Source organism: Halorubrum saccharovorum DSM 1137 (assembly GCF_000337915.1).
GTDB classification, from domain to species: domain Archaea; phylum Halobacteriota; class Halobacteria; order Halobacteriales; family Haloferacaceae; genus Halorubrum; species Halorubrum saccharovorum.
Genome location: NZ_AOJE01000062.1, coordinates 24,643 through 50,364 on the forward strand (window position 1 = coordinate 24,643; position 25,722 = coordinate 50,364).

General features: G+C 69.3%; 23 protein-coding genes. 10 read left to right on the forward strand and 13 right to left on the reverse strand.

Annotated elements, in window-relative coordinates; translation table 11 throughout:
• Positions 1-122: 122 nt before the first annotated feature.
• Positions 123-695, reverse strand: a complete 573-nt coding sequence (locus tag C471_RS12765) for a GNAT family N-acetyltransferase (protein WP_004049621.1) — start codon at positions 693-695, stop codon at positions 123-125.
• Positions 696-809: 114 nt separating this feature from the next.
• Here C471_RS12765 and C471_RS12770 point away from each other — a divergent pair, with 114 nt between their 5' ends.
• Together C471_RS12770 and C471_RS12775 are read left to right on the forward strand one after the other, a co-directional pair.
• Positions 810-1,088: a DNA-directed RNA polymerase subunit L gene (locus C471_RS12770; RefSeq protein ID WP_004049623.1), complete on the forward strand. Its 279-nt coding sequence runs from the start codon at positions 810-812 to the stop codon at positions 1,086-1,088.
• 126 nt (positions 1,089-1,214) lie between these two features.
• Positions 1,215-2,243 carry a glycosyltransferase family 4 protein gene (locus C471_RS12775; protein WP_004049625.1) on the forward strand — a complete coding sequence of 343 codons (1,029 nt, stop codon included), beginning with the start codon at positions 1,215-1,217 and terminating at the stop codon, positions 2,241-2,243.
• 38 nt (positions 2,244-2,281) lie between these two features.
• Here C471_RS12775 and C471_RS12780 read toward each other — a convergent pair whose 3' ends face one another.
• A complete protein-coding gene (locus tag C471_RS12780) occupies positions 2,282-2,602 on the reverse strand; it encodes a DUF7510 family protein (protein WP_004049627.1) in 321 nt (106 codons plus the stop codon).
• A 119-nt stretch (positions 2,603-2,721) separates the two neighbouring features.
• Between C471_RS12780 and C471_RS12785 the strand changes: the two genes are divergently transcribed.
• The 4 genes from C471_RS12785 to C471_RS12800 all read left to right on the forward strand — a co-directional run bounded on the left by C471_RS12785 (position 2,722) and on the right by C471_RS12800 (position 8,887).
• Positions 2,722-3,996 carry a Single-stranded DNA binding protein gene (locus tag C471_RS12785; protein ID WP_004049630.1) on the forward strand — a complete coding sequence of 425 codons (1,275 nt, stop codon included), beginning with the start codon at positions 2,722-2,724 and terminating at the stop codon, positions 3,994-3,996.
• Positions 3,993-5,657 carry a hypothetical protein gene (locus C471_RS12790; protein WP_004049632.1) on the forward strand — a complete coding sequence of 555 codons (1,665 nt, stop codon included), beginning with the start codon at positions 3,993-3,995 and terminating at the stop codon, positions 5,655-5,657. The genes C471_RS12785 and C471_RS12790 overlap by 4 nt, the downstream gene beginning before the upstream one ends.
• A complete protein-coding gene (locus C471_RS12795) occupies positions 5,657-6,493 on the forward strand; it encodes a metallophosphoesterase (protein WP_004049634.1) in 837 nt (278 codons plus the stop codon). Before C471_RS12790 ends, C471_RS12795 begins: the two co-directional genes overlap by 1 nt.
• A gap of 333 nt (positions 6,494-6,826) precedes the next feature.
• Positions 6,827-8,887 carry a histidine kinase N-terminal 7TM domain-containing protein gene (locus C471_RS12800; protein WP_004049636.1) on the forward strand — a complete coding sequence of 687 codons (2,061 nt, stop codon included), beginning with the start codon at positions 6,827-6,829 and terminating at the stop codon, positions 8,885-8,887.
• 21 nt (positions 8,888-8,908) lie between these two features.
• Here the strand turns inward: C471_RS12800 and C471_RS12805 are convergent, their stop codons facing one another.
• The 6 genes from C471_RS12805 to C471_RS12830 form a co-directional block, all read right to left on the reverse strand.
• Positions 8,909-9,331 (reverse strand): Zn-ribbon domain-containing OB-fold protein, encoded by a 423-nt coding sequence (locus C471_RS12805; RefSeq protein ID WP_004049639.1) that lies wholly within the window; start codon positions 9,329-9,331, stop codon positions 8,909-8,911.
• Complete coding sequence (locus tag C471_RS12810; RefSeq protein WP_004049641.1) at positions 9,328-10,488, reverse strand: thiolase family protein; 1,161 nt, start codon at positions 10,486-10,488, stop codon at positions 9,328-9,330. Before C471_RS12810 ends, C471_RS12805 begins: the two co-directional genes overlap by 4 nt.
• Before the next feature lie 75 nt (positions 10,489-10,563).
• Entirely contained in the window at positions 10,564-12,933 is a 2,370-nt protein-coding gene (gene mutL, locus C471_RS12815; protein WP_004049644.1) for a DNA mismatch repair endonuclease MutL, read from the reverse strand.
• A 382-nt stretch (positions 12,934-13,315) separates the two neighbouring features.
• A complete protein-coding gene (locus C471_RS12820; RefSeq protein WP_004049645.1) occupies positions 13,316-14,398 on the reverse strand; it encodes a sugar ABC transporter permease in 1,083 nt (360 codons plus the stop codon).
• Complete coding sequence (locus C471_RS12825) at positions 14,395-15,390, reverse strand: carbohydrate ABC transporter permease (RefSeq protein WP_004049647.1); 996 nt, start codon at positions 15,388-15,390, stop codon at positions 14,395-14,397. The genes C471_RS12820 and C471_RS12825 overlap by 4 nt, the downstream gene beginning before the upstream one ends.
• 15 nt (positions 15,391-15,405) lie before the next feature.
• Entirely contained in the window at positions 15,406-16,701 is a 1,296-nt protein-coding gene (locus C471_RS12830) for an extracellular solute-binding protein (RefSeq protein WP_004049649.1), read from the reverse strand.
• A gap of 195 nt (positions 16,702-16,896) precedes the next feature.
• Here C471_RS12830 and C471_RS12835 point away from each other — a divergent pair, with 195 nt between their 5' ends.
• Positions 16,897-18,030 (forward strand): ABC transporter ATP-binding protein, encoded by a 1,134-nt coding sequence (locus C471_RS12835; RefSeq protein WP_004049651.1) that lies wholly within the window; start codon positions 16,897-16,899, stop codon positions 18,028-18,030.
• 276 nt (positions 18,031-18,306) lie between these two features.
• Here the strand turns inward: C471_RS12835 and C471_RS12840 are convergent, their stop codons facing one another.
• Positions 18,307-19,338 carry a glutathione S-transferase family protein gene (locus C471_RS12840; protein ID WP_004049653.1) on the reverse strand — a complete coding sequence of 344 codons (1,032 nt, stop codon included), beginning with the start codon at positions 19,336-19,338 and terminating at the stop codon, positions 18,307-18,309.
• 129 nt (positions 19,339-19,467) lie between these two features.
• On the opposite strand from C471_RS12840, the gene C471_RS12845 reads away from it, so the two are divergent.
• The 3 genes from C471_RS12845 (at position 19,468) to C471_RS12855 (ending at position 23,018) form a co-directional block, all read left to right on the forward strand.
• A complete protein-coding gene (locus tag C471_RS12845) occupies positions 19,468-20,520 on the forward strand; it encodes a S66 family peptidase (RefSeq protein ID WP_049909387.1) in 1,053 nt (350 codons plus the stop codon).
• Positions 20,521-20,883: 363 nt separating this feature from the next.
• Positions 20,884-21,702, forward strand: a complete 819-nt coding sequence (locus tag C471_RS12850; protein WP_004049656.1) for a DUF7388 family protein — start codon at positions 20,884-20,886, stop codon at positions 21,700-21,702.
• Between the two features lie 44 nt (positions 21,703-21,746).
• Entirely contained in the window at positions 21,747-23,018 is a 1,272-nt protein-coding gene (locus C471_RS12855; RefSeq protein ID WP_004049658.1) for an NAD(P)/FAD-dependent oxidoreductase, read from the forward strand.
• Between the two features lie 26 nt (positions 23,019-23,044).
• On the opposite strand, the gene C471_RS12860 is transcribed toward C471_RS12855, so the two are convergent.
• The 4 genes from C471_RS12860 to C471_RS12870 form a co-directional block, all read right to left on the reverse strand.
• Complete coding sequence (locus C471_RS12860; protein ID WP_004049660.1) at positions 23,045-23,503, reverse strand: Hsp20/alpha crystallin family protein; 459 nt, start codon at positions 23,501-23,503, stop codon at positions 23,045-23,047.
• Between the two features lie 3 nt (positions 23,504-23,506).
• Positions 23,507-23,662 (reverse strand): DUF7559 family protein, encoded by a 156-nt coding sequence (locus tag C471_RS17755; protein ID WP_004049663.1) that lies wholly within the window; start codon positions 23,660-23,662, stop codon positions 23,507-23,509.
• 62 nt (positions 23,663-23,724) lie between these two features.
• Positions 23,725-25,209 carry an ATP-binding response regulator gene (locus C471_RS12865; RefSeq protein WP_004049665.1) on the reverse strand — a complete coding sequence of 495 codons (1,485 nt, stop codon included), beginning with the start codon at positions 25,207-25,209 and terminating at the stop codon, positions 23,725-23,727.
• A 44-nt stretch (positions 25,210-25,253) separates the two neighbouring features.
• Positions 25,254-25,637 carry a hypothetical protein gene (locus C471_RS12870; protein ID WP_004049667.1) on the reverse strand — a complete coding sequence of 128 codons (384 nt, stop codon included), beginning with the start codon at positions 25,635-25,637 and terminating at the stop codon, positions 25,254-25,256.
• Positions 25,638-25,722 lie beyond the last annotated feature (85 nt).

Sequence of the window (25,722 nt, forward strand, 5' to 3'; positions counted from 1 at the left end):
CGTTACGTCCTACCCGCTCAACGTCTGCCGTAGTCCGGGATACGCAGCGGCGCACGCCGCCGCAGTTTCTCGATAGGTAGCCTTCAGCCTCGATCCACTGTCGAACGCTTTAACCCGTCTTCTCACTCCACGTCTCGCGTCAGCTGCTCGCGGTACGGCTCGAACCCCTGCTTCTCGTAGAACGCCCGAGCCCGCTCGTTATCCACGTCGACGTCGAGCCGGAGTTCGCCGCAGTCCTGCTCGCGGGCGTCGGCCGCGGCCCGCTCGATCAGCCGGCTCGCGAGCCCGGTTCCGCGGTACGGCTCGTCGACGTAGATGTCGCCGACCACGAGCCGGTCCGGGCGGTCGAACACCTCGGGACACCCGTCGACGCTCGTCGAGACGAACGCCACGAGGTCGCGGTCCGGGTCGGGAACGCCGACGGGTTCGGGGGCCTCGGGATCGAGGCCCGCGGGGTCGACATCGCCGGCGTCGGTCTCGGCGTCGACCGCGACGACCCACAGGCGGCGGTTCGCGTCCTCGCGGAGCAGGTCGAGTCGGAACTCGGTCTCCGCGGCGATCAGCTCCTCGTCGGCCCGGTCCGCGAGGGCGTGCGCCCCCACGCTCGCCGCGAGGTCGCGGTGATAGGGGAGCCACAGCTCCGCCGCATAGCGGCGGAGGGCGTCCTCGTCGATCGGGAGGCGTCGGATCTCCATGCCCCCGACTGCGTCCACGTCGCTTAAAAGGGCTGTCGTGGCGTGCGGGCGGTCCGCAACCTCCGAGATCCGGGAGACGAAACCTTGAAACGCGCCTCGGGCGAACCGTGAGACATGGAACTGCGGGTCATCGAGAAGACCGACACGGAACTCCGCATCGAGATCGCCGGCGAGGACCACACGTTCATGAACGTGCTGAAGGGCGTCCTGCTGGAGACCGACGACGTCGCGGCCGCGACCTACGACATGAACCCCGAGCAGTCCGGCGGCCAGACGGAGCCGGTGCTGACGGTGAAAGCCGAGTCCGGCGACCCGCTCGACGTGCTCGCCGAGGGCGCAGCGTCGATCACAGACCGGACGAACGCGCTGCGCGACGCCGTGAAGGCGGCCTGATCGACCGCGGATCTTCTGACTGTTTTTCTCTGCTCGCCGACATCCATCGTCAGATCGAACGCGCGAACGAGGGGCATACCTAAGTGCCGACTCTCGAAACGTGGGGGTATGCCGCCGAGCGTACTCATGCTGGGATGGGGGTATCCGCCGAACATCACCGGCGGGCTCGACGTCCACGTCGGTGAACTGTTCTCGGGGCTTCGCGACGACTTCGGGGTGGACGCCACCCTCGTGTTGCCCGCGGAGTTCGCGCCGGACGACGAGCCGGGGATCGAACCCGTCGAGACCGGGGAGGGCGACGTCGCGGCCCGCGTCGACCGCCTCAGCGACCGGTTCGCCGAGCTCGCCCCCGACCACGACGTGATCCACACGCACGACTGGTTCGGATACGGACCCGGCCGACAGGCCGCCCGCGCGTCGGACGCGACGTGGGTGTCGTCGTTCCACTCGCTGGCGAGCGACCGCAACATCGACCCGCCCACCCGCGAAGTCGAGACCGAACGCCGCCTCGCGAACGCCGCGGACACCAACATCGCGGTCAGCGAGCTGGTCCGCGAGGACATCCGCGAACTGTACGACGCCGACTCCCGCGTCGTGTACAACGGCTTCTCGACGCCGAAGTTCTCGGGGAAAGACGTCCGCGAGGACCTCGGGATCGACGGCGAGATGCTGTTCTTCGTCGGCCGACACACCGACCAGAAGGGGATCTCGCACCTGCTGTACGCGATGCGGAAGCTCCACCGCCCGGACGTGACCCTCGTCGTCGGCGGATCGGGCCACCAGACGGACCAGCTGAAGCGGTTCGCCGAGCTGCTCGGGATTCAGGACCGCGTCGAGTTCGTCGGCTACGTCCCGGAAGACGAGCTCGGCGACTACTACGCCGCCGCCGACGCGTTCGTCTCCCCGTCGTACGCGGAGCCGTTCGGAATCACGATCACCGAGGCGCTGGAGTCCGGGACGCAGGTCGTCGCGACCCGGTCGGGCGTCGCGGAGGTGCTCCCCGACGGCTGCCTCGTCGAGGTCGAGGTCGACTCCGAGTCGATCGTCGACGGGATCGCGACCGCGCTCGACCGCGAGCGCCCCCCGGAGTACGAGCGCCGCGAGTGGTCGGACGTCACCGAGGACACGCTGGCCGTGTACGAAGACGTGGCTTAGTCCACCGAGCGTTGCCGTTTCTCGTTTCCGACCGCCAGCTACTCGTCGTCGCCGCGGTACACGTCGAACTCGGTGGCCGTCTCCGGGTGGGTAATTCGGAACCCGTCCGCGGTCTCGATCACGCCGCGGGTGCTCCCCGACCCGCCGCCGTACGGGCTCTCCTCACCGTCGATCCCGCTGCCGCCCTGATACGGCGAGGTGTACGGCGAGTCCGACACGGGGTCGTCGAAGCCGGCCGGCGGGAGGTAGATCCGCTCGCCGCTCGCGGAGCGAACGACGACGGCGACGTCGCGGGTCCCGGTCACGTCGATGACGGTCCGCTCTCCCGTGACGCGCGCGTCGATGTCGATCTCGTCCATACCCCACGTTGCGGACGGGGGCGGTTTAGCCCTACCGACCGCGCGGGTCGCGATCGGCGTGTCGGTCCGCTGGTCGGGGTGGTGAACCCTTTTGTGCGGTCGCGTCGAAGCCCGACCCGATGGACGTCAACAGCCATGCCGAGGAGCTCGCCTCCGACCTCGGCGTCGACAAAGAGGAGGTCAAAGACGACCTGCAGAACCTACTGGAGTACAGCGTCCCGATCGACGAGGCCAAACAGAGCGTCCGCCGGAAGCACGGGGGCGGCGGCGGGGGATCGACGCCGACCCCCGACGCCGTCGACGTGGGCGAGATCACCACCGACCACGACGGCGTGACGGTCACGGTCCGCGTGCTCACCCAGGGAACTCGCACGATCCGGTACCAGGGCGACGACCTCACGATCCGCGAGGGAGAGATCGCCGACGGGACCGGCGTCATCTCCTACACCGCGTGGCAGGACTTCGGGTTCGAGCCGGGCGACTCGCTGACGATCGGCAACGCCGGCGTCCGCGAGTGGGAGGGCGCGCCGGAGCTCAACCTCAACGACTCCACCACCGTCGCCATCGCCGACGAGCCGGTCGAGGTCGACCGCGAGGTCGGCGGCGACCGGAGCCTCGTCGACATCGACGCGGGCGACCGCGGGCGTAACGTCGAGGTCCGCGTGCTGGAGGTCGACGAGAAGACGATCTCCGGCCGGGACGGCGAGACGGAGATCCTGGAGGGCGTCGTCGGCGACGCCACCGCGAAGCTCCCGTTCACCGACTGGCAGCCCCGCTCGGAGCTGAAGCCGGGCGCCGACCTCCGGATCGAGGACGTGTACGTCCGCGAGTTCCGCGGCGTCCCCTCGCTCAACCTCACCGAGTTCTCGACGGTGACGCCCCTCCCCGACCCCGTCGAGGTCGCGGAGGACGCGCCGCGTCTGTCGATCGCCGAGGCGGTCGCCTCCGGCGGGATGTTCGACGTGGAAGTCGTCGGGAACGTCCTCGAGATCCGGGACGGGTCCGGGCTCATCGAGCGCTGTCCGGAGTGCGGCCGCGTGGTCCAGAACGGCCAGTGCCGGAGCCACGGCGACGTGGACGGCGAGGACGACCTCCGAGTGAAGGCGATCCTCGACGACGGCACCGACACCGTCACCGTCGTCTTAGACGACGAGCTCACCGCCGAGGTGTACGGCGGCGGGCTCGACGACGCCCTCGACGCCGCGAAGGACGCGATGGACAAGGAGGTCGTCGCCGAGGAGATATCTGACTCCCTCGTCGGTCGCGCGTACCGCGTCCGCGGGAACCTCTCGGTCGACGACTACGGCGCCAACCTCGACGCCAGCGAGTTCGAACTCGCGGACGACGACCCGGCCGAGCACGCCCGCGCCGCGCTCGCGGAGGTGGGCGAATGAGCGACGACGGACCGGGCGCCCGCGAGGTCGCCCACCGGGTGTTCGCCGCCGAGTTCGACGACGCCTCGCTCTCGTACTCCGAGAGCGACGAGGAGCGCGCCCCGAACTACGTGGTGACTCCCACGGGGGCCCGCGTGAACCGACTGTTCGTCGCCGGCGTGCTCACCGAGGTCGAGCGCGTGAACGACGAGACGCGCCGCGGGCGCGTCGTCGACCCCTCCGGCGCGTTCGTCACCTACGCCGGCCAGTACCAGCCCGAGGCACAGACCTTCTTAGAGCGCGCCGAGCCGCCGGCGTTCGTCGCGCTCACGGGGAAGGCGCGCACCTTCGAGCCGGAGGACTCCGACCGGGTGTTCACCTCGGTCCGCCCCGAGAGCCTCAACGCGGTCGACGCCGACACCCGCGACCGGTGGGTGGTCTCCGCCGCGGAGGCGACGCTCGACCGGCTCGCCGTCTTCGAGAAAGCTCTTGACTCCAGCCTCCGCGGCGAGGAGCTCCGAGCGGCCCTCGAATCGGGCGGCGCGCCCGCGTCGCTGGCGGCCGGGATCCCGAAGGCGATCGCCCACTACGACACCTCGACCGCCTACGTCGAGGCACTTCGGCGGCTCGCCGTCGACGCCTTAGAGCTGATCGCCGGCGACCGCGACGAGGTGCGTTCGCTCGACATCGCGCCCGGCGATGGCGGCGAGACGGCGATCGGCGCGCTTCCGGAGACGGACGTGACGATCGAGGCGCCGGCGGAGTCAGTCGGCGACGAGGGGACGGCGGAACCGGAACCCGAGAAGGCTCCCGCCGGATCCGACGAGACCGCCTCCGAACCGGAGGCGTCCGACGCCGAGTCGGAATCGGCGGTGACCGGTGACGAGACGGGCGAGACGACCGAGACGGGCGAGACGACCGAGACGACCGAAACGACCGAGACGACCGAGACGACCGAGACGGGCGAGACGACCGAGACGACCGAGGCGGCCAAGTCCGGATCGACCGACGCCGACTCGATCGGTTCCGAAGCCGTCGACACCGCTGACGCCGCAGCTGTCGGCGCTAAGCCCGACGACGAGAGCGACGGCCTCGGCGACTTCGACGCCGGAACGGGCGCCGCCGAGACCGACGAATCCGGAGGAGGTGACGCCGCCTCTGGCGACGACCTCGACGAACCGCCGACCGAGCCTGGGTCCGACGAGATGTACGAGCTCGACGACGAGGAGCGCGAGGAGATCGAGTCGGAGTTCGGCACCGACTTCTCGACCGGGAGTGAGGTCGACGAGCCCGGCGAGGCCGACATCGACGTGCCGGAACCCGAGGAGGTGGAGGAGCTCTCGACCGCCGAAGAGGCAGCCGCGCCCGCCGAGAGCGATGGGTCAGCCGGCGGAAGCACTGACGAGACCGCGGCGGCGTCGACCGCCGACGCGGGGACGGAAGGCGAGGAGCAGCCGGCCAACGAAGCGGGCGAGCCGGCCGCTGACCTCGACCTCGAAGCCGCCGTTATCGACGCGATGGACGCCCTCGACGACGGCGACGGCGCCGACCGTGAGGCGGTCGTCGAGGCGGTCGCCGACGACCACGGCGTCGCCGCCGACGCGGTCGAGGACGCGATCCAGGACGCCCTGATGAGCGGGAAGTGCTACGAGCCCGGCGACGGCGTGCTCAAGCCGATCTGATGGCGCCCGCCGCGCCGCCCGCCGTCGAACCGGTGGTCGGAGAACCGGCCGCCGTGGCCGACCTCGGCGGGGAGCGCGCGCTGCTCGTTGCCGATGTCCACGCCGGCATCGAGGTCGGGCTCCGGTACGAGCGCGGCGTCGAACTCGACAGTCACGCCGACGAGCGCCGCGAGCGACTCTGCGCGCTCGTCGCCGAGACCGATGCCGACCGGCTGGTGGTCCTCGGCGACCTCGCCCATCGGATCGCGGCGCCGGACGGCGACGAGCGCGAGGAGCTCGCCGAGCTGATCCGCGCGGTCACGGACCGCGTCCCGATGACGCTCGTCGAGGGGAACCACGACGGCGGGGTCGCGGAGGCGTTCGCCGACGACCTCGACGTGATCGGGTCCGGGGGCGGTCTCCTGTCCGGAGGCGATCTCCTGTCCGGCGCCGGCGACGCCAGCGACGACGGGACGGCCGCCGACACTGGCGTCGGCGTCCTCCACGGCCACACGTGGCCCGATCCCGCGCTCCTCGACGCCGACGTGGTCTGTATGGGTCACGAGCACCCGCAGGTTCGGCTGGAGGACGCGGTCGGCGGCTCTCGCGTGGAGCGCGCGTGGCTGCGCGGGACGCTCGATCCGGCGGCGTTCGTGGAGAGCGGAGAAGCCGACACGGTCGCCGGCGCGGACCCGCCCGAACTCGTCGTCTTCCCGGCGTTCAACGACCGCTCCGGCGGGACGTGGGTCAACGTCGACGGCCAGTCGTTCCTCGCGCCGTTCCTCCCGGACGCGCTCCCGTCCGGCGACGCGTACCTGCTCGACGGAACGCGGCTCGGGGACTACCGACGAGTGTGAGGCGTCGCCGTCGGCCACGGCCCGCTTAGCCCGCGGCGGATCGATAACGTGCGCGTTCGTCGCTCGCACGCGCTGCCTCGGCCCGCTCTCTCGCTCGTCGTCGACAGGCGCATAGGCGGTACTTTCACCGGGAATCTTGGTGATTCTCACGAGGCAAGAACGGCGAATCGGATCTCGACAGCCGCGAGAGTGTGCGGTGAAACACCGTTCTTGGCTGTGTGGGGCGATTATTTCGACCTACGGAGATCGTCGAACGCACATCAGATCGGGTCCTATTACCACGCCTGAAAATATGTCCATAGGTTTATCTGTCGAGTGTGGATTCGTCCTCGTATGGGGTTTTCACCCGGTATCGTCTCTTGGGCCCTGTTCGGCATCTCTGGGCTGAACCTCGGTATCGCCGCCGTCGCGGTCCGACGCAGAGAGGTGCGCGGCGCGGTCGCGTTCTCGCTGGTGATGATCTGCGTGTCTCTCTACTCGGTGGGCACCGGAATCCGCGCCGGGAGCACGACGCTCTCGCTGTATCAGGTCGGGACGGTCGTCAAATTCGCCGGGATCCTCGGACTCGGGCCGACCCAACTCCGATTCGGACTGATATACACCGGCCGGGAGTCACTCCTCACTCGCCGCCGCTGGGCACTCCTGCTCGCGTGCCCGGCCGCCGTCTTCGCACTCGTCGCGACCGCACCGGCACACGACCTGCTCTGGACCGTTCGCGGGTTCAGCAGCGCCGCTCCGCTGGCCGCCGTCGACCGGGCAAACGGGCCGCTGTTTTGGTTGACGCTGGCGTACACCTACACCCTGATACTCACCACGTACTCGTTGCTGCTCGTTTTCGGGATCAGGCGCGGCGGGCAATACCGCACGCAGGTCCTGCTGATGCTCTCCGGCGGAATCATTCCGGTTATCGGCAGTTTCCTCCTCTTGTACAGCGGTAACCTGTCGTCGGCCTTCGACCCGACGGCGTTCGCCAACACGGTTACCGGCGTCGTGTTCGCCGTCGCGCTCTTCGGATTCGGCTTCCTCGACCTGGCTCCCGTCGCGAGGCATACCCTCGTCGACGAGATGGTCGACCCGGTGTACGTCGTCGACGTCGACGATCGCGTCGTCGACGTGAACGTGGCCGGTATGGAACTTCTCGGCGAGGGAGTGGGTGAGCCAGTCGGCCGACCGGCGGCCGAGGTGGTTCCGCTGTACGACTCGTTCCACGAGAGCACCGACGACGCCGACTCGGACGTGACCGTCGAGCGCGACGGGTCGCTTCGATTCTTCGACATCAACCGAACGACGCTGACCGACCGGAGCGGAGCGACGATCGGGTCGCTGTTGATCTACCGCGACGTCACAGAGCGACACATCACCGAAAAGCGGTTCGAACGACTCATCCAACAGTCTTCGGACATCATCGCGGTGATCGACGAGAGCGGAGACATCACGCACGTCAGCCAGTCGGTTGAAGAGATTCTCGGCTACGGCCCGACGGCGTTGATCGGTGCGAACGTCATCGAGAACGTCCATCCCAACGACCAAGACGAGCTCCGCGCCGAACTCTCCGCCCACGCCACCGAGTACGGCTACACCAGCTCCTACAGGGTTCGGTTCCGGCACGCCGACGGAGAGTGGCGGGTCCTCGAAGTACGGGCGCGGAACCTGCTCAAAGACCAATTCGTGGAGGGCATCGTGCTGAACTCCCGCGATGTCACCGAAAAAGAGCGGCAGAGGCGAAAGCTTGAGCGGCAGAACGAGCGGCTCGACCAGTTCGCCAGCATCGTCTCGCACGACCTCCGAAACCCGCTGAACGTCGCGACCGGTCATGTCGATATGCTCGCATCGGACGCCGGAAGCGAGCAGGAAGACTCCATCGAGACGGTTCAGCGGCAGCTCGAACGGATGGAGGCGATCATCAGCGACGCCCTCACGCTAGCTCGGTCGGGCGAGGTGATCACCGAGACCACCGAGGTGCGGCTCGAGGACATCTCTCGCACGGCGTGGCAGAACGTCGACACCGCCGAGGCCGACCTCGTCGTCGACACGTCGATCACCCTCGACGCAGACAAAGACCGGCTGCTCAACGTTTTCGAGAACCTGTATCGAAACAGCGTCGAACACAACGAGACGACGGGTCTGACCGTTCGGGTCGGGCCGCTGTCCGAGACGTTCGGGTTCTACGTCGAGGACACCGGCACGGGGATCCCCGAGGACAAGCGCGGCCAAGTGCTCGAACAGGGGTACACGACCAACCGCGAGGGGACCGGGTTCGGGCTCGCGGTCGTCAGGGACATCGTCAGGGCGCACGGGTGGCAGATCACGGTCTCGGAAAGCGACGAGGGCGGCGCGAGGTTCGAGATCGAGTGCGCCGAGGTCCCGCTGGAAGAGCAGCCCACGACAGCCTGAGCGCTCGGCCTCGCCGGCCTCTCAGAGCGGCCGGAACCGGAACCCGTCCCACTCCTGGCTCTCCGGCTCGCGGATCCCGGCGCCCGGCTCGCGGAGCTCGTCGGCGTAGACCGGTTCGACGCGGTCGCCGATGTCGACGTCGAAGGTCTCCCCGGTGCCGTCCTCGCGCTCGGCGATCTGTCCGAGCGCGCGGACCGCGGGACCGTCGTACTCGTCCCCTAGGTCGAACTCGACGATCGCGAGGGTGTTCGGCTCGCGGACGCCCGGCGGCGTCGCCGTCGAGGTCGTCCACGTGAGGATCTCCCCCTCGTACTCCCGGAGGTCGACCGTCCCGACGCGCTCGGCGCCGTTCGGGCTCACGGTGTGGGGCGGGTACGTGACCGTTCCGTCCGCGTACTCCGCCGCTTCGAAGGTCGGTTCGTCCGCCTGAGTGTTCTCGCTCATTGGTTGCCCTCCAGAATCGCCGTTGTCACGCAGTTCCCGAACCCGCCGACGTTGCAGGCGAGCCCCGTGTCGGCCTCAACCTGCCGCGGGCCGGCGTCGCCGGTGACCTGTTCGTATATCTCGTACACCTGTGCGACGCCGCTGGCGCCGAGGGGGTGGCCCTTCGACTTGAGCCCGCCCGAGGTGTTGATCGGGAGCTCGCCGTCCCGGTCGGTGACCCCCTCCTCGACCGCCTTCCACCCCTCGCCCTTCTCGAAGAAGCCGAGGTCCTCGCTCTGGAGGAACTCCAGGATGGTGAACATGTCGTGGAGCTCCGCCACGTCGACGTCGTCCGGACCGATTCCGGCCATCTCGTAGGCGATCTCCGAGGAGTCGACGACGCCGCCCATCGTCGTCGGGTCCGCGCGCTCGTGGACGACGTGGGTGTCGGTCGCGCCGCCGATGCCCGAGACGACCGCGTACTCGTCTTCGGGGACGTACTCCTCGGCGACCGACTCCGGACAGAACACGAGCGCGGCGGAGCCGTCCGTGATCGGACAGAAGTCGTACAGCCGGAGCGGGTCGGCGACGATCGGCGAGTCGAGGACTGTATCGAGGTCGACCTCCTTCCGGAACTGGGCGTGGGGGTTGTCCACGCCGTTCTTGTGGTTCTTCACCGCGACCTTCCCGAGGCTCTCGCGGGGCGCGTCGTACTCGTCGAGGTAGAGCCGCGCCGTCATGCCCGCGAAGGAGGGGAGCGTGACGCCCTGTTTGTACTCGACCGGGTGCGTGAGCGACGCGATCACGTCGGTCGCCTCGGACGTGGTCCGGTGGGTCATCTTCTCGCCGCCGACTAACATTGTGAGGTCGCTCGCGCCGGAGGCGACCGACTGCCACGCGGCGTACACGCCCGCGCCGCCCGACGAGGAGGTCTGGTCGATCCGGGCGGTGTAGGCGGGCTGTGCCGCCAGGTCGTGAGCGAGCGCGTTCGGGACCCCGGTCTGTCCCTCGAACTCGCCGCTGGCCATGTTCGAGACGTACAGGTGATCGAGGTCGTCGCCGTCGATCCCGGCGTCGTCGAGCGCGGCCGCGCCCGCCTCCGCCAGCAGCTCTCGCACCCACGCGTCACGTTGCCCGAACGGGGTCATCGACGCGCCGATGATCGCTACGCGTTCCATAGGCGTGGGTCCACGGCGCCCGCCTAAAGCGTATCTCTCTGCGGCCGCCGGGCGGCCGGCCGCTCCTCTCCCGCCTCACTCCCCGCGGCGGCCCGCGTGACCGGGGTAGTCGCGCTCGAACCGCGACCCGATCTCGTCGCTGTCGAGCCGGATCACGACCGGGCGCCCGTGCGGGCAGGCGTACGGGTTCTCGCAGGCGTCGAGCCGGTCGAGGAGATCGACCACCGACCCCTCCGTCAGCGAGGTGTTCCCCGTCACGGAGGGGTAACACGCGAGGTCAGCGAGCAGCTCGTCGACCACGTCCGTCACCGGCTCGTCGCCCTCGGCCGCGTCGTCGACGAGCGCGGAGAGCACGTCCCGGACGAGCCCCGGGTCGAGCGCGGCGTCGAACACCGCCGGGACCGACTCGACGACCACCTCGCGCTCGCCGGCTCGCTCGGCGCGGAAGCCGGCCCCCGCGAGATCCTCGACGAACTCCTCGAACAGCGCGGCCTCCCGCGCGGTGAGCTCGATCCGGACGGGCTCGGCGAGCGCCTGCGCGGCCGCGCCGTCGGCGAAGGCGGCCTGCAGGCGCTCGTAGTTCACCCGTTCGTCGGCCGCGTGCTGGTCGATCAACACGAGCCCGTCGGGCGCCTCCGCGACGACGTACGTCTCGTGGAGCTGGCCGAGCACCCGCAGCGGCGGGAGCGAGTCGTAGGCGCGCTCCGCGCTCGTCGGCTCGCCGTCGAGGGTCCGCTGGGCGGTCGCGGCCGAGCGCGAGTCGGTCGCCGGTCCGTGTTGGCTATCTGGCGCGTCGGCGGTGGGACCCGTCGCGTCGCCCGTGCTGGGAGCCGGCGTAGAGTCGGTTCCGGGGTCAGGTGAGGTGTCCGCGGCGGCAGAGTCCCCGGCATCGTCAGCCGGCGGGTCGCCGAAGCGGTCGAGCCCGCCCGCTTCCCCGTTCTCGGTCTCGTCGCCACCGACCCCGTCGGCGTCGTCGTCTCCCGCACCGTTCCCGGCGTCGTCCGGCTCCAACTGCCAGTTCCGCGGCGAGGGGCGGTCGGACGCGGAACCCGAGGAGTCGACGGGACCCGCGGAATCCGCGGTACCGGTCGAGTCGTCGGCGCGGTCCGCGAACGACTCACTCGGATCGACGGCGTCGTCCGACCCCGCGTCGCCGACCGTCCACGCCTCCTCGTCGGCGGGGTCCAGTTCGGACGCGTCGGCCGCGGATCCGGCGATCGGACCGTCGCTGCTGCCCCGTTTCTCGGCGTCTCGGCCGTTTCCGTCTCCGTCGCCGTCGTCCCGGTCCTCGCCGTCTCGACCGCCGAGCGCGGCGCGCTCGTGGTCGGTTCCGGCGCCGCCGACGGCCTCGGTCTCCGGCCCCTCGGGACTGATCTCGGTCTGATCGGGCGCAGACTGGCCTCTGGGTGCCGACGAGCGGATCAGCCCGTGGTCGAGCAAGGCCCCCTTCACGGCGTCCTCGACGGCCTCGCGCACCGCCGGCTCCTCGTCGAACCGGACCTCCAGCTTGCGGGGGTGGACGTTCACGTCGACGTCGCCGGGCGGGACCTCGACGAACAGCACCGCGAAGGGGTAGCGATCGGGGGCGAGCTGGCCGCCGTACGCGTCGAGGACGGCCTCGCGCAGGGCGCTCGCGGTGACGTACCGACCGTTGACGTAGGTCGCGAGGTACTCGCGAGTCGACCGGGTCGTCTCCGGGTGCGAGACGAGACCGGTGACGCCGCGGACGGGAGGATCGGCGTCAGAAGCGTTCGGTTCCCACTCCACGTCCACCATCGCCTCCGCGACCTCGCGGCCGTAGACGGCGAGGACGGCCGACCGGAGGTCGCCGTTCCCCTCGGTCGCGAACGTCTCCCGCCCGTCGTGTTCCAGTGAGACGGCGACGTCGGGATTGGCGAGCGCGTAGCCGGTGACGACCGTGTTGACCCGGTCGAACTCGGTCGCGGTCCGCTTGAGGAACTTCTTCCGGGCGGGGGTGTTGTAGAAGAGGTCGTCGACCTCCACGGTCGTTCCCTCGGGACAGCCCGCCGGGCGTATCTCCCCCACTTGGCCGCCCTCGACGGTGATCTCCGCGCCCGCGTCGGCGCCCGGCGGGCGGGACCGGAGAGTGAGCCGCGAGACCGCGCCGACGGTGTACAGGGCCTCGCCGCGGAAGCCGAGGGTGCCGACGCCGCGATCGAGGTCCTCGATGTCGCCGATCTTTGAGGTGGCGTGCTCGGCGACCGCCGCCTCCAGTTGGTCCTCGGGGATGCCCACGCCGTCGTCGCGGACGCGGATCCCCTCGGTACCGCCGGCCTCGACGGACACGGCCACGCGCGTCGCGCCCGCGTCGAGGCTGTTCTCGATCAGCTCCTTGACGACGCTGGCCGGGCGCTCGACCACCTCGCCGGCCGCGATGCGCTGGACGGTCCGCTCGTCCAACCGTTCGATGTTCGGCGGCTCCATTGTTACTCCGGTCGGGCGAGCGCGCACTTGAACCCGTTGTCGCGGGGGCTTACAGATCGAACCGCGGTGGCGCGTGCCTCCGAGCGCCCACGGGGCGCGAGGAGCGCCGCGCGAGGTCGCCGGCGCTGCGCGCCGGCTGCCAGAGGGACCTCCGGTCCCTCGCTGGAGTCGGTCGTCCGGAGCAACGCGGAGGACGACCGACGAGGCTGGGGAGGCGTGAGGTGCGGGGCGGTGCTGTGCGGGGCGGTGCTGTGCGGGGCGGTGCTGTGCGGGGTGGGGATTTGGAGATGTTCACCCGACCCGTCGCCAGCGCCCTATAAGTCCGAGAAACCGTGAGAACGAGAGAACGCAGAGGGAGGGCAAACAGACCGCGTCGGTCCGCCTATCCCTCCATCCCGCCGAACGAGAGCCCGTCTTCGACGGAGCGCTGCGCCGCGAAGTAGACGATCGCGACGGGGAGCGCGAACAGGTTCGCGAACGCCGCGAACCGCGTCCACGGCGTGGAGAACCGCCCCTCGGTCGCGATGTTGTACAGCTCCACCGAGAGCGGGTAGTTCTCGGGGCGCAGCAGCGTCTGCGCGATGATGAACTCGTTCCAGCCGGCGAGCCAGACAAAGATGAGCACGACGGCGAGCCCCGGCTTCGTCAGCGGGAGGATCACCTCCCGGATCGTGTCCAGGAAGCTCGCGCCGTCGACCATCGCCGCCTCCTCGTAGGAGACGGGGATGTTGTCCATGTACGTCTTCAGCAGCCACGTGTTGAACGGGATCGCCGACGCGGCGTAGAACAGCCCGAGGATGAACAGGTTGTTCGTGAGCCCGTACGTGCTGAACAGCGAGTAGAGGGCGACGAGCGTCGCGATCGACAGCCCGGCGCCGATCTGGGTGAACAGCACGTAGCCGTAGAGGATCCGCTTGCGACCCACGAACTGCCGGCGCGAGAACGCGTACGCGGCCGGGACGATCATCCCGAACCCGGCGACGAGCGTCACGCTGACGATGTAGAGGCTGTTGAACACCGCGCCGGGACCGGTCTCGGTGCCGGCCCACCGGAAGTCCACCGGCCCGCTCTCCCCGCCGAGGACGAGCTGGGGGTACCCCCAGTCGCCGTCGACGAAGAAGAAGTCGGACTCGAAGATCACCCACCGGTACGCGCCGAGGTTGTACGTCGACGGGTCCGGGAAGATGCCGCTCGTGTTGAACAGCCGCGATCCCTCCGCCAGCGACGCGGTCGTGATCCAGAACAGCGGGAACAGCAACACGAGCACCATCGCGAGCCCGAACAGGCTCATCAGAACGCTCTTGGTAACGTCCCACGCGGTGCGCTTCCCGGTGCGAACGTCGTATATCGCCCGCTGGATCATGACGACGAACCGCTGTGGAGCGGTCGCGAGCGCGACCAGCTTCGAGCGGACCAGCGCGGCGACGGAGGCCGCCAGCGCGACCGCGGATGCGAGCGCGCTCATTCGTCACCCACCCCCTCGGCGAGGCCGCCGTAGCGCACGGCGACGTACATGAACATGCCGACGAACGCGATGCCGACTATCAGAATCGCCGCCGATAAGCCGAACTGGTTGAACGTGATCGCCTCGCGGTAGCCGTAGACGATGATCAGCTCGTTTTGCCTCGATGGGCCGCCCTGGTTGAACACCCACGGGATCAGGAACTGCTGGAACGACGTCGCGGCCGTGAGGATCGACGCGAACAGTACCGGTCCCTTGATCGCGGGCAGCGTCACGGTGCGGAACCGCTGGAGTGCCCCCGCGCCGTCGACCATCGCGGCCTCGTGGAGCGACCGGGGCACGTCCTGCAGCGCGCTCACGATGATGATCACCATGAACGGGTACGCCAGCCACACCTCCGTGGTGACGTACGCGAAGAACGCCTCCCAGCGGCCGCTGAGGAAGCCGATCGGCACGTCGAAGAGGAGGAGTTCGGGGGCCGACAGCGATGACATGAACTCGTTGTACCGGCCCAAGATCGTGTTGAACACGCCGTAGCGCGCGTCGCTGAACATCCCGCGCCAGACGGTGATCGTGAAGATCCCGGGGAACCCCAGCGGGACGATCACCGCCGCGCGCATGTACCGCTTGCCGGCGACGCGCACGTGGTTCAACAGGAGCGCGATCCCCACCGCCAGAAACACCTTGAGCACGAGCGAGACGGCGACGAACAGCCACGTCGTCGTCATCGACGTCCAGAACTGCGAGTCCGCGAGCAGCTGGGCGTAGTTGCCCAGACCGATCAGCTCGGCACCGCCCCCGATCACCGACCCGGCGAACGTCGCGTCGGTGAGCGAGATGTAGAAGAGGTAGAAGATCGGATACAGCATGAAACTGGAGAAGAGGAGGACTCCGGGGGCGACGAGCAGGAGTCCCCAGTCGCGGTTAGAGAAGGGCAACGCTGCGCGGAGGCGCGACAGCCCGCTGACGTCGGTGCCGATTTGCGAAGAGGCCATGGCTCCGAGAGAGATCTACAGCGCCTCCCGGATCTCGGAGGCGGCCTGGTCGAGCGCGGCGTCGCTGTCCTGCTCGCCGTTAAAGACGCGCTCCAACGCCTCCGTCACGGGCGTCCAGACGCTGTCCATGTCGGGGTGCGTCGGGATGGGGACGCCGTGATCGACCTGCTGGGCGAACGCCTGGACCTCGCTGGAGAGGTCGTCGTTGCCCACCACGTCGGCGAGCACCGGGATGTACCCCTGCTCTTCGGCGTTGGTCTGGATGACGTCCTCGCTGGTCGTGTACCACTCGGCGAGCCCGGTCGCGGTGTCGACCGTCGACTGGTCCGCGTCGGCCAGCATCGCGCTGAAGTAGAACAGCTGGATCCCCGAGTACGAGCGCGGGTTGTTCCCGTCGACGGTCGGCAGCGTCGTGACGCCCAGATTGTCGATCTCCCCTTGGAGGTTCCCGAGCTCCCACGGACCGTTGATCGCGAACGGCGCGAGCCCGTCCGCGAACGCGACGATCTGCGACTCGTAGCCCGGGTCGGACGGGACGTAGTCGAACAGCGTTTCGAGTGCGTCCATGCCTCGTTTACACGCGTCGCTGTCGACGGTGACCTCCCGGTTCTCCTCGTCGAAGATGTTCCCGCCGTACGCCTGGATGAACCCGCTGACGAAGTAGGGGTCAGTCACGGGGTACGAGAGCCCGTACTGCCCGTTCTCCGGATCGTGGTGCTCGTCCATGATCGAGACCATCTCCTCCATCGTCTCGGGCGGCTCGTCAACCATGTCCTCGTTGTAGAACAGCGCGACGGTCTCGGAGGCGAACGGGAGCCCGTAGAGCGCGCCGTCGAACTGGGCCGCCTGTCGGGCGGTCTCGGTGTAGCTGTCGAGCGAAACGTCGACATCGTCGCTCGCGTCGTACAGGAACGGCGGGTCCTCGCGGACCGCGAACCGACCGACCCAGTCGTGCGCCCAGATCCACGAGTCGGGGCCGTCGCCGGCCGGAATAGCCGTCTCGAGCTGCTGGTCGAGCTCCCCGCCGGGCGCCTCTTTGTTGATGGTGTTGCCGGACTCCGACTCGTACTCGTCGATGTAGCCGGACATGGCCTCGTCCTCGGCGTCGGAGAGGTCGACCCACAGCCTCGCGGTACCCGTGGCACCGCCGGTTGACCCGTCGGAGCCGTCCGATCCGTCGGAGCCGCCCGACCCATCGGAGCCGTCCGACCCGTCCCCGCCGTCGCCGCCGGTGCTGATACAGCCCGCGAGCGCCGCGAGTGCGGTCGATCCTCCCATCGCCTTCAGGAGCGTTCTACGTTTCTCGTTCATGTGTCTTCAACAAACGATGAATTACATATTCATACATTTAGTACTTTGGGTCGGGTTCGCAGGGGCTCCGATAAGTCCGCGTCGACGCCGGCTGTACCGCGATCGACGCTCTGTCAATATCTAAGATGAGATCGTTCCTCACATATCGGCAAAACAGCAAAGAACTAATATGCCCGTGGGACCGTTCTCCTGGAAATGGCACGAGTCACGCTCGACACGCTCCGGAAGGAGTTCGACCGGGGGACCATCGTCGCCGTCGACGACATCGACTTGGAGATTGAGGACGGCGAGTTCGTGACGGTCGTCGGGCCGTCGGGCTGCGGGAAGACGACCACGCTCCGAATGGTCGCGGGACTGGAGGAGCCCACGTCGGGCGCCGTCCGGTTCGACGACGAGGACGTCACCGAGGTCCACGCGAAGGAGCGCCCCGTCGCGATGGTGTTCCAGAACTACGCGCTGTACCCCCACAAGACGGTGATGGGGAACATGGAGTTCGGGCTCAAGATGAGCACCGACATGACGCCGGACGAGCGCCGGGAGCGCGTGACCGAGATGGCCGAGATGATGGGGATCGAAGACCTGCTCGACGACAAGCCGGACGAGCTGTCCGGCGGGCAGAAACAGCGCGTCGCCCTCGGTCGCGCCATCGCCCGCGAACCCGAGGTGTTCCTGTTCGACGAGCCGCTCTCGAACCTCGACGCCAAACTCCGCACCGAGATGCGCGCGGAGATCCAGAAGCTCCAGAAGGAGTTCGGCGTCACCGCGATGTACGTCACCCACGACCAGGAGGAGGCGATGACGATGGGCGACCGCCTCGCGATCCTGAACGACGGGGAACTCCAGCAGGTCGGGAAGCCCACCGAAGTGTACGAGAATCCGGTCAACGAGTTCGTCGCCGGCTTCATCGGCTCGCCCTCGATGAACTTCATCGACGTGGCGGTCGAGACTGACGGCTCGTCGGCCACGATCCGAGACGACGACGCCGGGCTCGCGTTCGATCTCAGCGACGAGTACGTCGCGGGCCACGAGTTGGAGAACGCCCCCTACACCCTGGGAATCCGCCCCGAGAACATTCGGATCGTGGAGAACCCGACCGGCGACGAGACGCTCACCTCGACCGTCGAGGTCGTCGAACCGATCGGCTCCGACAACTACGTCCACCTCGCGATCAACGAGGACTTCCTCGCACGGTCGCCCCCGGACGTCCTGCCCGAGCCCGGCGACGAGGTGGGCGTGGCCTTCGACGAGGCGGACATCCACCTGTTCGACGCCGAGACCGGCGAGGACGTGTTCCTGACCGACGAGGAGATCGCGGCCGCGGTGGCCTGATAAACTTCGGTTCCTCGACGCGTGGTCGCGTTCGTCGCCGTCGACGTGTCGCGCGTTTTCTTGTAAACGACGACTGCCAGATCGACGGCGAACGCCGCCAAAGCCCGCACCGCATAGCCTCACCCCTCCCCAGCCTCGTCGCTGGCGGCTGTCGCCGCCAGCGACTCCCTCGCGCGTGCTCCATCGGCCGCACAGCGGCCTCGGAGGCACGCGCCACCGCACTGGCCAGGATTCAAAAATCGAGTTATAAGCCGCTTTGTCAGTCGCGTCAGCCCCTCAGTCCGCCGCGTCCGGCGTCGGTGCCTCGCCGCCGAGCCGGTCGCGGTCGTGGGCCGCCTCCCAGTCGAGGTCGGGCCCCCGCGCGATGATTCCGGAGGGGGTCACGTCCGGGTGGGTCGTGTAGTAGTGCTCCTTGATGTGGCTCATGTTCACCGTCTCGGCGACGCCCTCGGTCTGGTAGAGGTCGCGCAGGTACGGCCAGAGGTGCTCGTACTGGTGGACGAACTTCTTGTTACACATGAAGTGGGTGTGGTACACCTGATCGAACCGGACCAGCGTCGTGAACATGCAGATGTCCGCCTCGGTGAGCGAGTCGCCGACGAGGTAGCGCTGGTCGGCGAGGTGGTCGTTCCAGCGGTCGAGCGCGCCGAACAGCTCGTCGATCGCCTCGTCGTAGGCCCCCTGCGACTTCGCGAAGCCGGCGCGGTAGACGCCGTTGTTGACGGGCTCGTAGATCTCGGTGATCACCTGGTCGACCTCGGCGACGGTCGCCTCGTCGTCGGGATCGGGGAGCAGCGACGCGTCGTTGCCGAACTCGTCGAACGCGGTCGAGAGCATCCGGAGCACCTCGCGCGACTCGTTGTTGACGATCGTCTCCTCCTCGGTGTCCCACAGCACGGGGACGGTCACCCGGCAGGTGGCGTCGGGGTCGGCCGCGACGTACAGCTCGCGGAGGTAGTCGCTGTCGTGAAGCTTGTCGGGGGTACACCCCTCCTTCTCGGGGGTGAACTGCCAGCCGCCCTCGGCGCGGTACGGGTCGACGACCGAGACGTCGATCGCGTCTTCCAGTCCGAGCAGCGACCGCGCGAGCAGCGTCCGGTGCGCCCACGGGCAGGCGTACGAGACGTACAGGTGGTACCGGCCCGCCTCGGGCTGGAACCGCTCGTCCGGCTCGGCGTCGACGTGGTCGGGCACGTCGCTGCCGGCGATCCAGTTCCGGAAGGTCGTCTCGCCGCGCTGGAACGAGCCGTCGTCGTCGGTCGCCTCGTACGCGTCCGTCCGCCACTCGCCGTCGACGAGCTGATTCATACCGATCCTACGGGCGCGAGCCCCATAACGTGGGCGGGGACGCGCGTGTCACCGGGGAGCCATTCCGTCTCGGGGACCCGCGGACGCGCGCCGATAAGAATTATTTGACGCCCCCGATAGACACCAGTCGTGCCTGAGTTCCTTACGCCTCCCCCTGTCGAACCCGGAGACAAGGTCGCGGTTGTCGCACCGGCATCGAACGCGCCCGAATCCGCGCGGTTCATCTACGAACTCGGTCTCGAACGAATGCGCGAGGGTTTCGACCTCGATCCGGTTGAGTATCCGACCGCGACCGCCGACCCGGAGTGGCTCGCGGACAATCCGGAGGCACGCGCCGAAGAGGTTATGAACGCCTTCCGCGACCCGGACATCTCGGCCGTGATCGCTAATATCGGCGGCCACGATCAGATCGCGATCCTCCCGTATCTCGACGGGGACGTACTCCGCGAACACCCGACGCGATTCTACGGGTACTCGGACAACACGAATCTGGCCCTGTTTCTCTGGAATCACGGGATCGTTTCGTACTACGGCGGATCGACGCTGCTCGAATACGCGATGGACGGCGAGATGTTCGACTACACCGAAGAGTACCTCCGGCGTGCGCTGTTCGAGGATTCTCTCGGTGAGTGGACCGAAGCAGCGGTGTTCACCGACGAGGCCGGTGACTGGGACGATCCAGAGTCAGTCGAAACCACGCGCGAGATCGAACAGTCTGATGGCCGAATCTGGCGTGGTGGTGAAGAGCCCGTCTCGGGTCGAATCTGGGGCGGTTGCTATGCAGTCCTCGTCGAGCAGTTCCTCGCCGACCGCTACCTGCCCAATCCCGACGCACTGAACGGCACTGTCCTTGCGTTAGAGACGAGCGAACTGATCCCTGACCCGGCCGTCGTCGGTGCGAACCTCCGGGCGCTCGGCGAACGCGGTCTTCTCGAACGATTCGACGGTGTGCTCGTCGGACGCGCCGCCGCACGCTCACACGCTGAAGAAAACCCACGAGAATGGCGAGTGGAGTATCGAGAGCGCCAGCGCGACGCGATCGCTGACGTGCTCGACACGTACAATCCGACCGCGCCCGTCGTCTTCGACTGCGAGTTCGGACACACGTATCCGACGTGTCCCATTCCGATCGGCGGTGAGGTCGAAATCGAACCCGCAACCGAATCCATTCGCCTTCCTTGATCTCACGGCAGGTTGGAACCCTGTGGGTCACTGGCCTGCTAACGGTGGGATTTTCGATAGCTAATAGGCACGAGATGACATCAGACGTTAGGTGTCAGATGGAGTTTCCGTATGCAACACGCCGATTCAGTCGGGAACTGAGGAGTTCAACAGCGCCGGTGGCACACGCGACGGAAATATTGCCGCGTCGCGACGGGTTTATCCGCCACACGCGACTACCGATGTCCAGTCATGGCCGCACAGGCGATGGATCGCGTTCCGCGATCGTGATGAGGTCTTCTCCGTGAGTATCGACACCGTGTGCCGAACTGACGCGCCGCGCCGGAGAGCGGCCGCGCCGCCGTCCGACGGGGTGGTCGCCCGATGCTGACCGGGCGCGAGGCGGTCGCCCGGACCGGCATCGACGCCGCCGCGCTGAAGCCGGCCGAGTGCGACGTCTCCCGCGCAGTCGACCTCCCGGTCGATCGGGTGGCGATCGACTACGAGGGGCGCGAGCACCTCCCGGACGCGGAGACGCTCGGCCGGCTGGCCGACGAGACGGAGCTGTACGTCACCACGCCGGTCCGCGCCGACGGGTTCGACCCGCTCGGCGACGACTCGCTGCTCGATCGGATCCCGGACGCGGCCCGCCGGGTGCTCGTCGCGGGCCACGGCGCGTACCTCTCTGACAAGGAAGCCTCTCGCGCGGTCGCCTCCCGGCTCGGGGCCGCGCGGCGCGACGCCCCCGACGCGTGGGTCGGCACGGAGGGCGTCGAGCGCGTCGCGCTGGCCGCCGGCGGGACCCAGTTCGAACTGCTCTCCCGGTCGACCGATCGGGACGTGCGCGCGCTCCGCGCCGCCGGGTTCGATGGCGAGGTCGCCGTCTACGCCCCGACCGTCCTGACCGACGACGAGGACGCGGTCCTCGACGCCGTGGGCGCGTACGTCTCCCGGCGCCGTCCCGTCGCCCGCGCGCTCCCGGACGGGAACGGAAGCGGGGGCGGCGACGGGAGCGACGCCGCCCCGCCCACGGACGCCTCGGCGACGGGACGCGCCCGCGAGGTGCTCTCGGCGGCCGCGCGAGACTTCGCGCTCGTCGGCTCGCCCGAGACGGTTCGCGAGCGCGTCGACGACCTCCGCGAGGTCGGCGTCGACCACGTGGTCGGCTACCCCGCACGCGGGATCGACGAGTTCCTGTCGTAGCCGGCGGCCACCGTTTTTAACACGACGCACCGCGACGCGTCGGCATGACCCGAGACGCGTCGCCGGAGAGCGCTCGGCACTCCGAGGGTGAGGCCCCGGCGGTCGCGGTCGTCGGCGGCGGCGCCGTCGGCGTCACCGCGGCCGTCGACCTCGCGGCCCGCGGCGCCGACGTGACGCTATACGACCGGGGAGGGCTCGGCGCTGAGAGTTCCGGACGCGCGGCGGGCGTGCTGTACGACGCCTACGCCGAGGACGTCGACGCCGCGCTGGCCGCCCGCGCGATGGAGCGGTTCAGGTCGTTCGACCGGACGCTCCCCGGATTCTCGTTCACGCCGTGCCCCTACGTCATCGCCGCCCGCGAGGGCGACCCGGACGCCGAGGCCGTCCCGGCCATGGTGGATCGCATGCGCGCACACGATCGAGACGTCTCGCTCGTCGACCCCGCGACCCTCGGCGAGCGGTTCCTCCTCGCGAGCGACGACCTCGCGGTCGCCGCGGTGGCCGAGGGCGCCGGCTGGTGTGATCCCGCGAGCTACGTCGCCGCGATGGGCCGTCGCGCGCGCCGCGAGGGGGTCGCCGTCGAGACCGAGACCCCCGTCTCGCTCGCGGGCGTCGATCCCGAACTACGGGTCGGCGACGTTGGCGAAGGCGGGGACCGATCCGGGGACGGCCGAGCGTTCGACGCCGTCGTCGTCGCCGCCGGCGCGCACACCGCCGCCCTCCTCGGCGACGCGGGGATCGAGGTCCCCGTGGTCCCGTACCGCGTGCAGGCGCTGACGGCGGGGATCGGTGGCAACGGCCCGGCGAGCTACGACGGGCCGATGGTGTACGACGCGACCGCCGGCGCGTACGTCCGACCGCACCCGACCGGCCTGCTCGCCGGCGACGGCACGGAGCCGGTTCCGGCCGACCCGGACGGCTACGACCCGACCGGCGACGCCTGGTTCGTCGAGTCGGTCTCGGCGACGCTCCGCGAGCGCCTCGACGCGGTCGGGCCGGAGTCCCTGGCGGTCGAGCGCGCGTGGGCCGGCCTCTGTACGGCCACGCCCGACGGCGATCCGCTCGTCGGGCCGGTCGGCGACCACGCCGGCCGGCTGTTCGTCGCCGCCGGCTGGCAGGGCCACGGGTTCATGCGCGCGCCGGCGATCGGCGAGCTCGTCGCCGAGGGGGTGCTCGCCTCGCTCGACGGGATCGAAGCGAAAGACCCGGGATCGCCGTGGATCGACGCGTTCGATCCCGACCGCTTCGGCGGGGACGAGGAGTTCGAGATCGCGGAGGGGATGTCGGTGGAGAGTCGGGCGGGGGATGGGGAGTAGTCGGGGAGTGAGAGGAGAGGCCGAGGTCAGGCGGCGTCGGCCGGGTCGCGTTCCGCGTCGGAGTCCGTCTCGTCCTCTTCTTCTACGACGGCCACGTCGCGGCCGTCGTCCGTCTTCGGGATCTCGACCTGGAGGGTGCCGTTCCGCGTGAGCGTCGCGTTCGCGCCTTGGGGAGTCACGTTCGCGTCGCGGGGGAGTTCGGCGCTTCCGGAAAGCGAGACGCCGCGGCCGGGGAACAGCATCTCGTAGCCGTCGTAGAAGTCCCGGAAGCGGTCGAGTTCGACCTCGACGGTGTGGTCGAGAAACGTCACGCTGAGGTCCTCGCCGCGAACGCCGGGGGCGTCGAAGACGACGAGGTACGCGTCGTCGCTTTCGAGGAGGTCGCACGAGAGCGGCCGTCGCTCCTGCATCTTGCTCCACCCGCGGCCGACGCGTTCGAGCGCGCGGCGGACGATCGACCTCCCCGTCTCGACGAGTCCGCTCACGGGTTACACCTCGATCTCGGTGAGGTTGCTCCCGCCGCAGTACGGGCACGACAGGTCCTCGACCGCGTGGTCGTCGGGCACGTCGTAGGTGTAGTGGTTCTCGAACATGTCGAGATCGCAGTCGTCGCTCTCGCATTTGACCTCCATCGTCGATGGCATATACCGACAAGTTGTGTCGGCGAGGGCTTAAACGGCGTGGCGGCGGCGGTCGCGTCCTCGTCTCAGGCGACCGTATCGGTGCGGACCTCGATCCGCGCGCCCTCGGCCCCCTCGACCGCCTCGACCTCCCACTCGTGCGCCTCGGCGATCCGCGAGACGATGCCGAGCCCGAACCCGGTGCCGTCCGCGGCCGTGGTGAAGCCCGCGTCGAACACTCGACCGCGCGCGTCCTCCCGGATCCCCGGACCGTCGTCGGCGACGAAGAACCCCCGCCCGTCGTCGAGCACGCCGACGCGGACGGCGACGCTCTCGCCGCCGTGCTCGACGGCGTCGCCGGACTCTGTCCGGCTGCCAGTGGAGCCGTGCTCCACGCTGTTGCGGACGAGGTTCTCCAGCAGTTGGACGAGCCGCTCCCGGTCCGCCTCGACGGTCAGGTCCACGTCGGCGTCGAGGGTCGCCTCGCCCGTGGCGATCCCCGACCAGCAGCGCTCGGCCGCGGCCGCCAGATCGACCGGCTCGGTGTCGGTCACGCGCTCCCCGTTCCGCGCCAGGGTGAGGAGCTGCTCGATCCGCTCTTCCATCCGGTCGTGCGCGCGGGCGGCGACGTCGAGGTCGTCGTCGTCGCCGTGCCGCTCTCGCGCCAGTCCGACCCGCCCCTTCGCCACCGACAGCGGGTTCCGGAGGTCGTGGGAGACGACGCTCGTGAACGCCTCGAGCTCACGGTTCCGCCGTTCGAGCTCGGCCTCGTACTCCTTCCGCTCCGTCACGTCCGTGATGAACCCCTCCAACACCGCGGTCCCGTCGACGGTCGACTCGACGAGACAGCCGCGCTCCCACATCCAGCGGACCGCGCCGTCCCGCGTGCGGATCCGGTACGTGACCTCGAACTCCTCGCCCGTGTCGATCGCCTCCTGCACGACCGCCCACGCCCGCTCCTTGTCGTCAGGGTGGATGACCTCCTCGCCCCAGACGACCGCGTCGCTGGCGAGTTCCTCCGTCGTGTAGCCGGTGATCGGCTCGCTCTCGCCGCGGACGAGCTCCATCGGCCACCCCGGGGCGTTCCGACAGCGGTAGACGAACCCGGGGAGGTTGCCGATGAGCGTCTCCAACCGCCGCCTGTCGCGTTCGCCGTCGCTCCCGTCGTCGCGGCGTCCGCGCCTCGCCGCCGCGCGGACGCGGTCGCGCAGCGTCTCTCCGTCGTCGATCACTTCCCCCGAGGCGTCCAGTCGCACGTAGTCGCTGACCCCCGCGGCGATCGCCGCGCTCGCGACCGCCTCGGAGCCGGCCGCGGTCGCGAGCACGAGCGGCACGTCCGGGTCGCGGTCGCGGACCTCCCGGAGCAGTTCGACCCCGTTCCGGTCCGGGAGGTCGTAGCCGGCGACGACGCAGTCGAACGACTCCCGCCGCAGCCGCTCCGCCGCGGCGTCCGCGTCCGGTTCGAGGACGACCTCGAACTCGCCGTCCGCCCAGTCGGAACCGGGGTCCCGTCGGTCGCCAGTCTCCGGAACGCTGAGGACGCGGATCCGCTCGCCGACGGCCTCGGCCATATTCGCCTGTCGCCGCTGGGTGGGATAATTGTTGGGGCCCGCGGTCAGACGCTCCGGGCGCGGTACCGGTCGGGGACGACGGTTCGCTCGGCCAGCAGGGCGAGGCCCCCGCCGCAGGTGATCCCGATCACGGCCGCGTCGGCGGTCGGCAGGATCGGGATATCGAGCACGAGCGCGACCCCGTACCACAGGGGGAGCGAGGCCATCCCGGCGACGAGGGCGAGCCGACTCAGGATACCGCGCCGGTCGTCGTCGATCCGCGTCCGAGCGAGCCACGCCGCCGGGCCGACGGCGACCGCGGCGACGACCGCGACGGCGGCCACGGTCGCCCACGGCACCGAGCCGGACGCGAGGAGCCGCCCCGCGCTCAGCGACGCGAAGAGGGCGACGAACCCGTACGTGAGGAGGGTCGCGCGGCGTGGGGACATGGGCGGTCGTACGCGGGCGGATCTGATAAATCGGCCGGCGCGATCCCCTCGATCGCGTCCGACCTGACCTCCTGCACGCGTCCGG

Bases quoted from the DNA above. Each gene is read 5' to 3' on its own strand.
- C471_RS12775 (WP_004049625.1), top strand. From the start codon at position 1,215: ATGCTGGGATGGGGGTATCCGCCGAACATCACCGGCGGGCTCGACGTC.
- C471_RS12840 (WP_004049653.1), bottom strand. From the start codon at position 19,338: ATGAATCAGCTCGTCGACGGCGAGTGGCGGACGGACGCGTACGAGGCG.
- C471_RS12790 (WP_004049632.1), top strand. From the start codon at position 3,993: ATGAGCGACGACGGACCGGGCGCCCGCGAGGTCGCCCACCGGGTGTTC.
- C471_RS12835 (WP_004049651.1), top strand. From the start codon at position 16,897: ATGGCACGAGTCACGCTCGACACGCTCCGGAAGGAGTTCGACCGGGGG.
- C471_RS12855 (WP_004049658.1), top strand. From the start codon at position 21,747: ATGACCCGAGACGCGTCGCCGGAGAGCGCTCGGCACTCCGAGGGTGAG.
- C471_RS12865 (WP_004049665.1), bottom strand. From the start codon at position 25,209: ATGGCCGAGGCCGTCGGCGAGCGGATCCGCGTCCTCAGCGTTCCGGAG.
- C471_RS12770 (WP_004049623.1), top strand. From the start codon at position 810: ATGGAACTGCGGGTCATCGAGAAGACCGACACGGAACTCCGCATCGAG.
- C471_RS12810 (WP_004049641.1), bottom strand. From the start codon at position 10,488: ATGGAACGCGTAGCGATCATCGGCGCGTCGATGACCCCGTTCGGGCAA.
- C471_RS12805 (WP_004049639.1), bottom strand. From the start codon at position 9,331: ATGAGCGAGAACACTCAGGCGGACGAACCGACCTTCGAAGCGGCGGAG.
- C471_RS12825 (WP_004049647.1), bottom strand. From the start codon at position 15,390: ATGGCCTCTTCGCAAATCGGCACCGACGTCAGCGGGCTGTCGCGCCTC.
- C471_RS12850 (WP_004049656.1), top strand. From the start codon at position 20,884: ATGCTGACCGGGCGCGAGGCGGTCGCCCGGACCGGCATCGACGCCGCC.
- C471_RS12870 (WP_004049667.1), bottom strand. From the start codon at position 25,637: ATGTCCCCACGCCGCGCGACCCTCCTCACGTACGGGTTCGTCGCCCTC.
- mutL (WP_004049644.1), bottom strand. From the start codon at position 12,933: ATGGAGCCGCCGAACATCGAACGGTTGGACGAGCGGACCGTCCAGCGC.
- C471_RS12830 (WP_004049649.1), bottom strand. From the start codon at position 16,701: ATGAACGAGAAACGTAGAACGCTCCTGAAGGCGATGGGAGGATCGACC.
- C471_RS12780 (WP_004049627.1), bottom strand. From the start codon at position 2,602: ATGGACGAGATCGACATCGACGCGCGCGTCACGGGAGAGCGGACCGTC.
- C471_RS12785 (WP_004049630.1), top strand. From the start codon at position 2,722: ATGGACGTCAACAGCCATGCCGAGGAGCTCGCCTCCGACCTCGGCGTC.
- C471_RS12800 (WP_004049636.1), top strand. From the start codon at position 6,827: ATGGGGTTTTCACCCGGTATCGTCTCTTGGGCCCTGTTCGGCATCTCT.
- C471_RS17755 (WP_004049663.1), bottom strand. From the start codon at position 23,662: ATGCCATCGACGATGGAGGTCAAATGCGAGAGCGACGACTGCGATCTC.
- C471_RS12795 (WP_004049634.1), top strand. From the start codon at position 5,657: ATGGCGCCCGCCGCGCCGCCCGCCGTCGAACCGGTGGTCGGAGAACCG.
- C471_RS12765 (WP_004049621.1), bottom strand. From the start codon at position 695: ATGGAGATCCGACGCCTCCCGATCGACGAGGACGCCCTCCGCCGCTAT.
- C471_RS12820 (WP_004049645.1), bottom strand. From the start codon at position 14,398: ATGAGCGCGCTCGCATCCGCGGTCGCGCTGGCGGCCTCCGTCGCCGCG.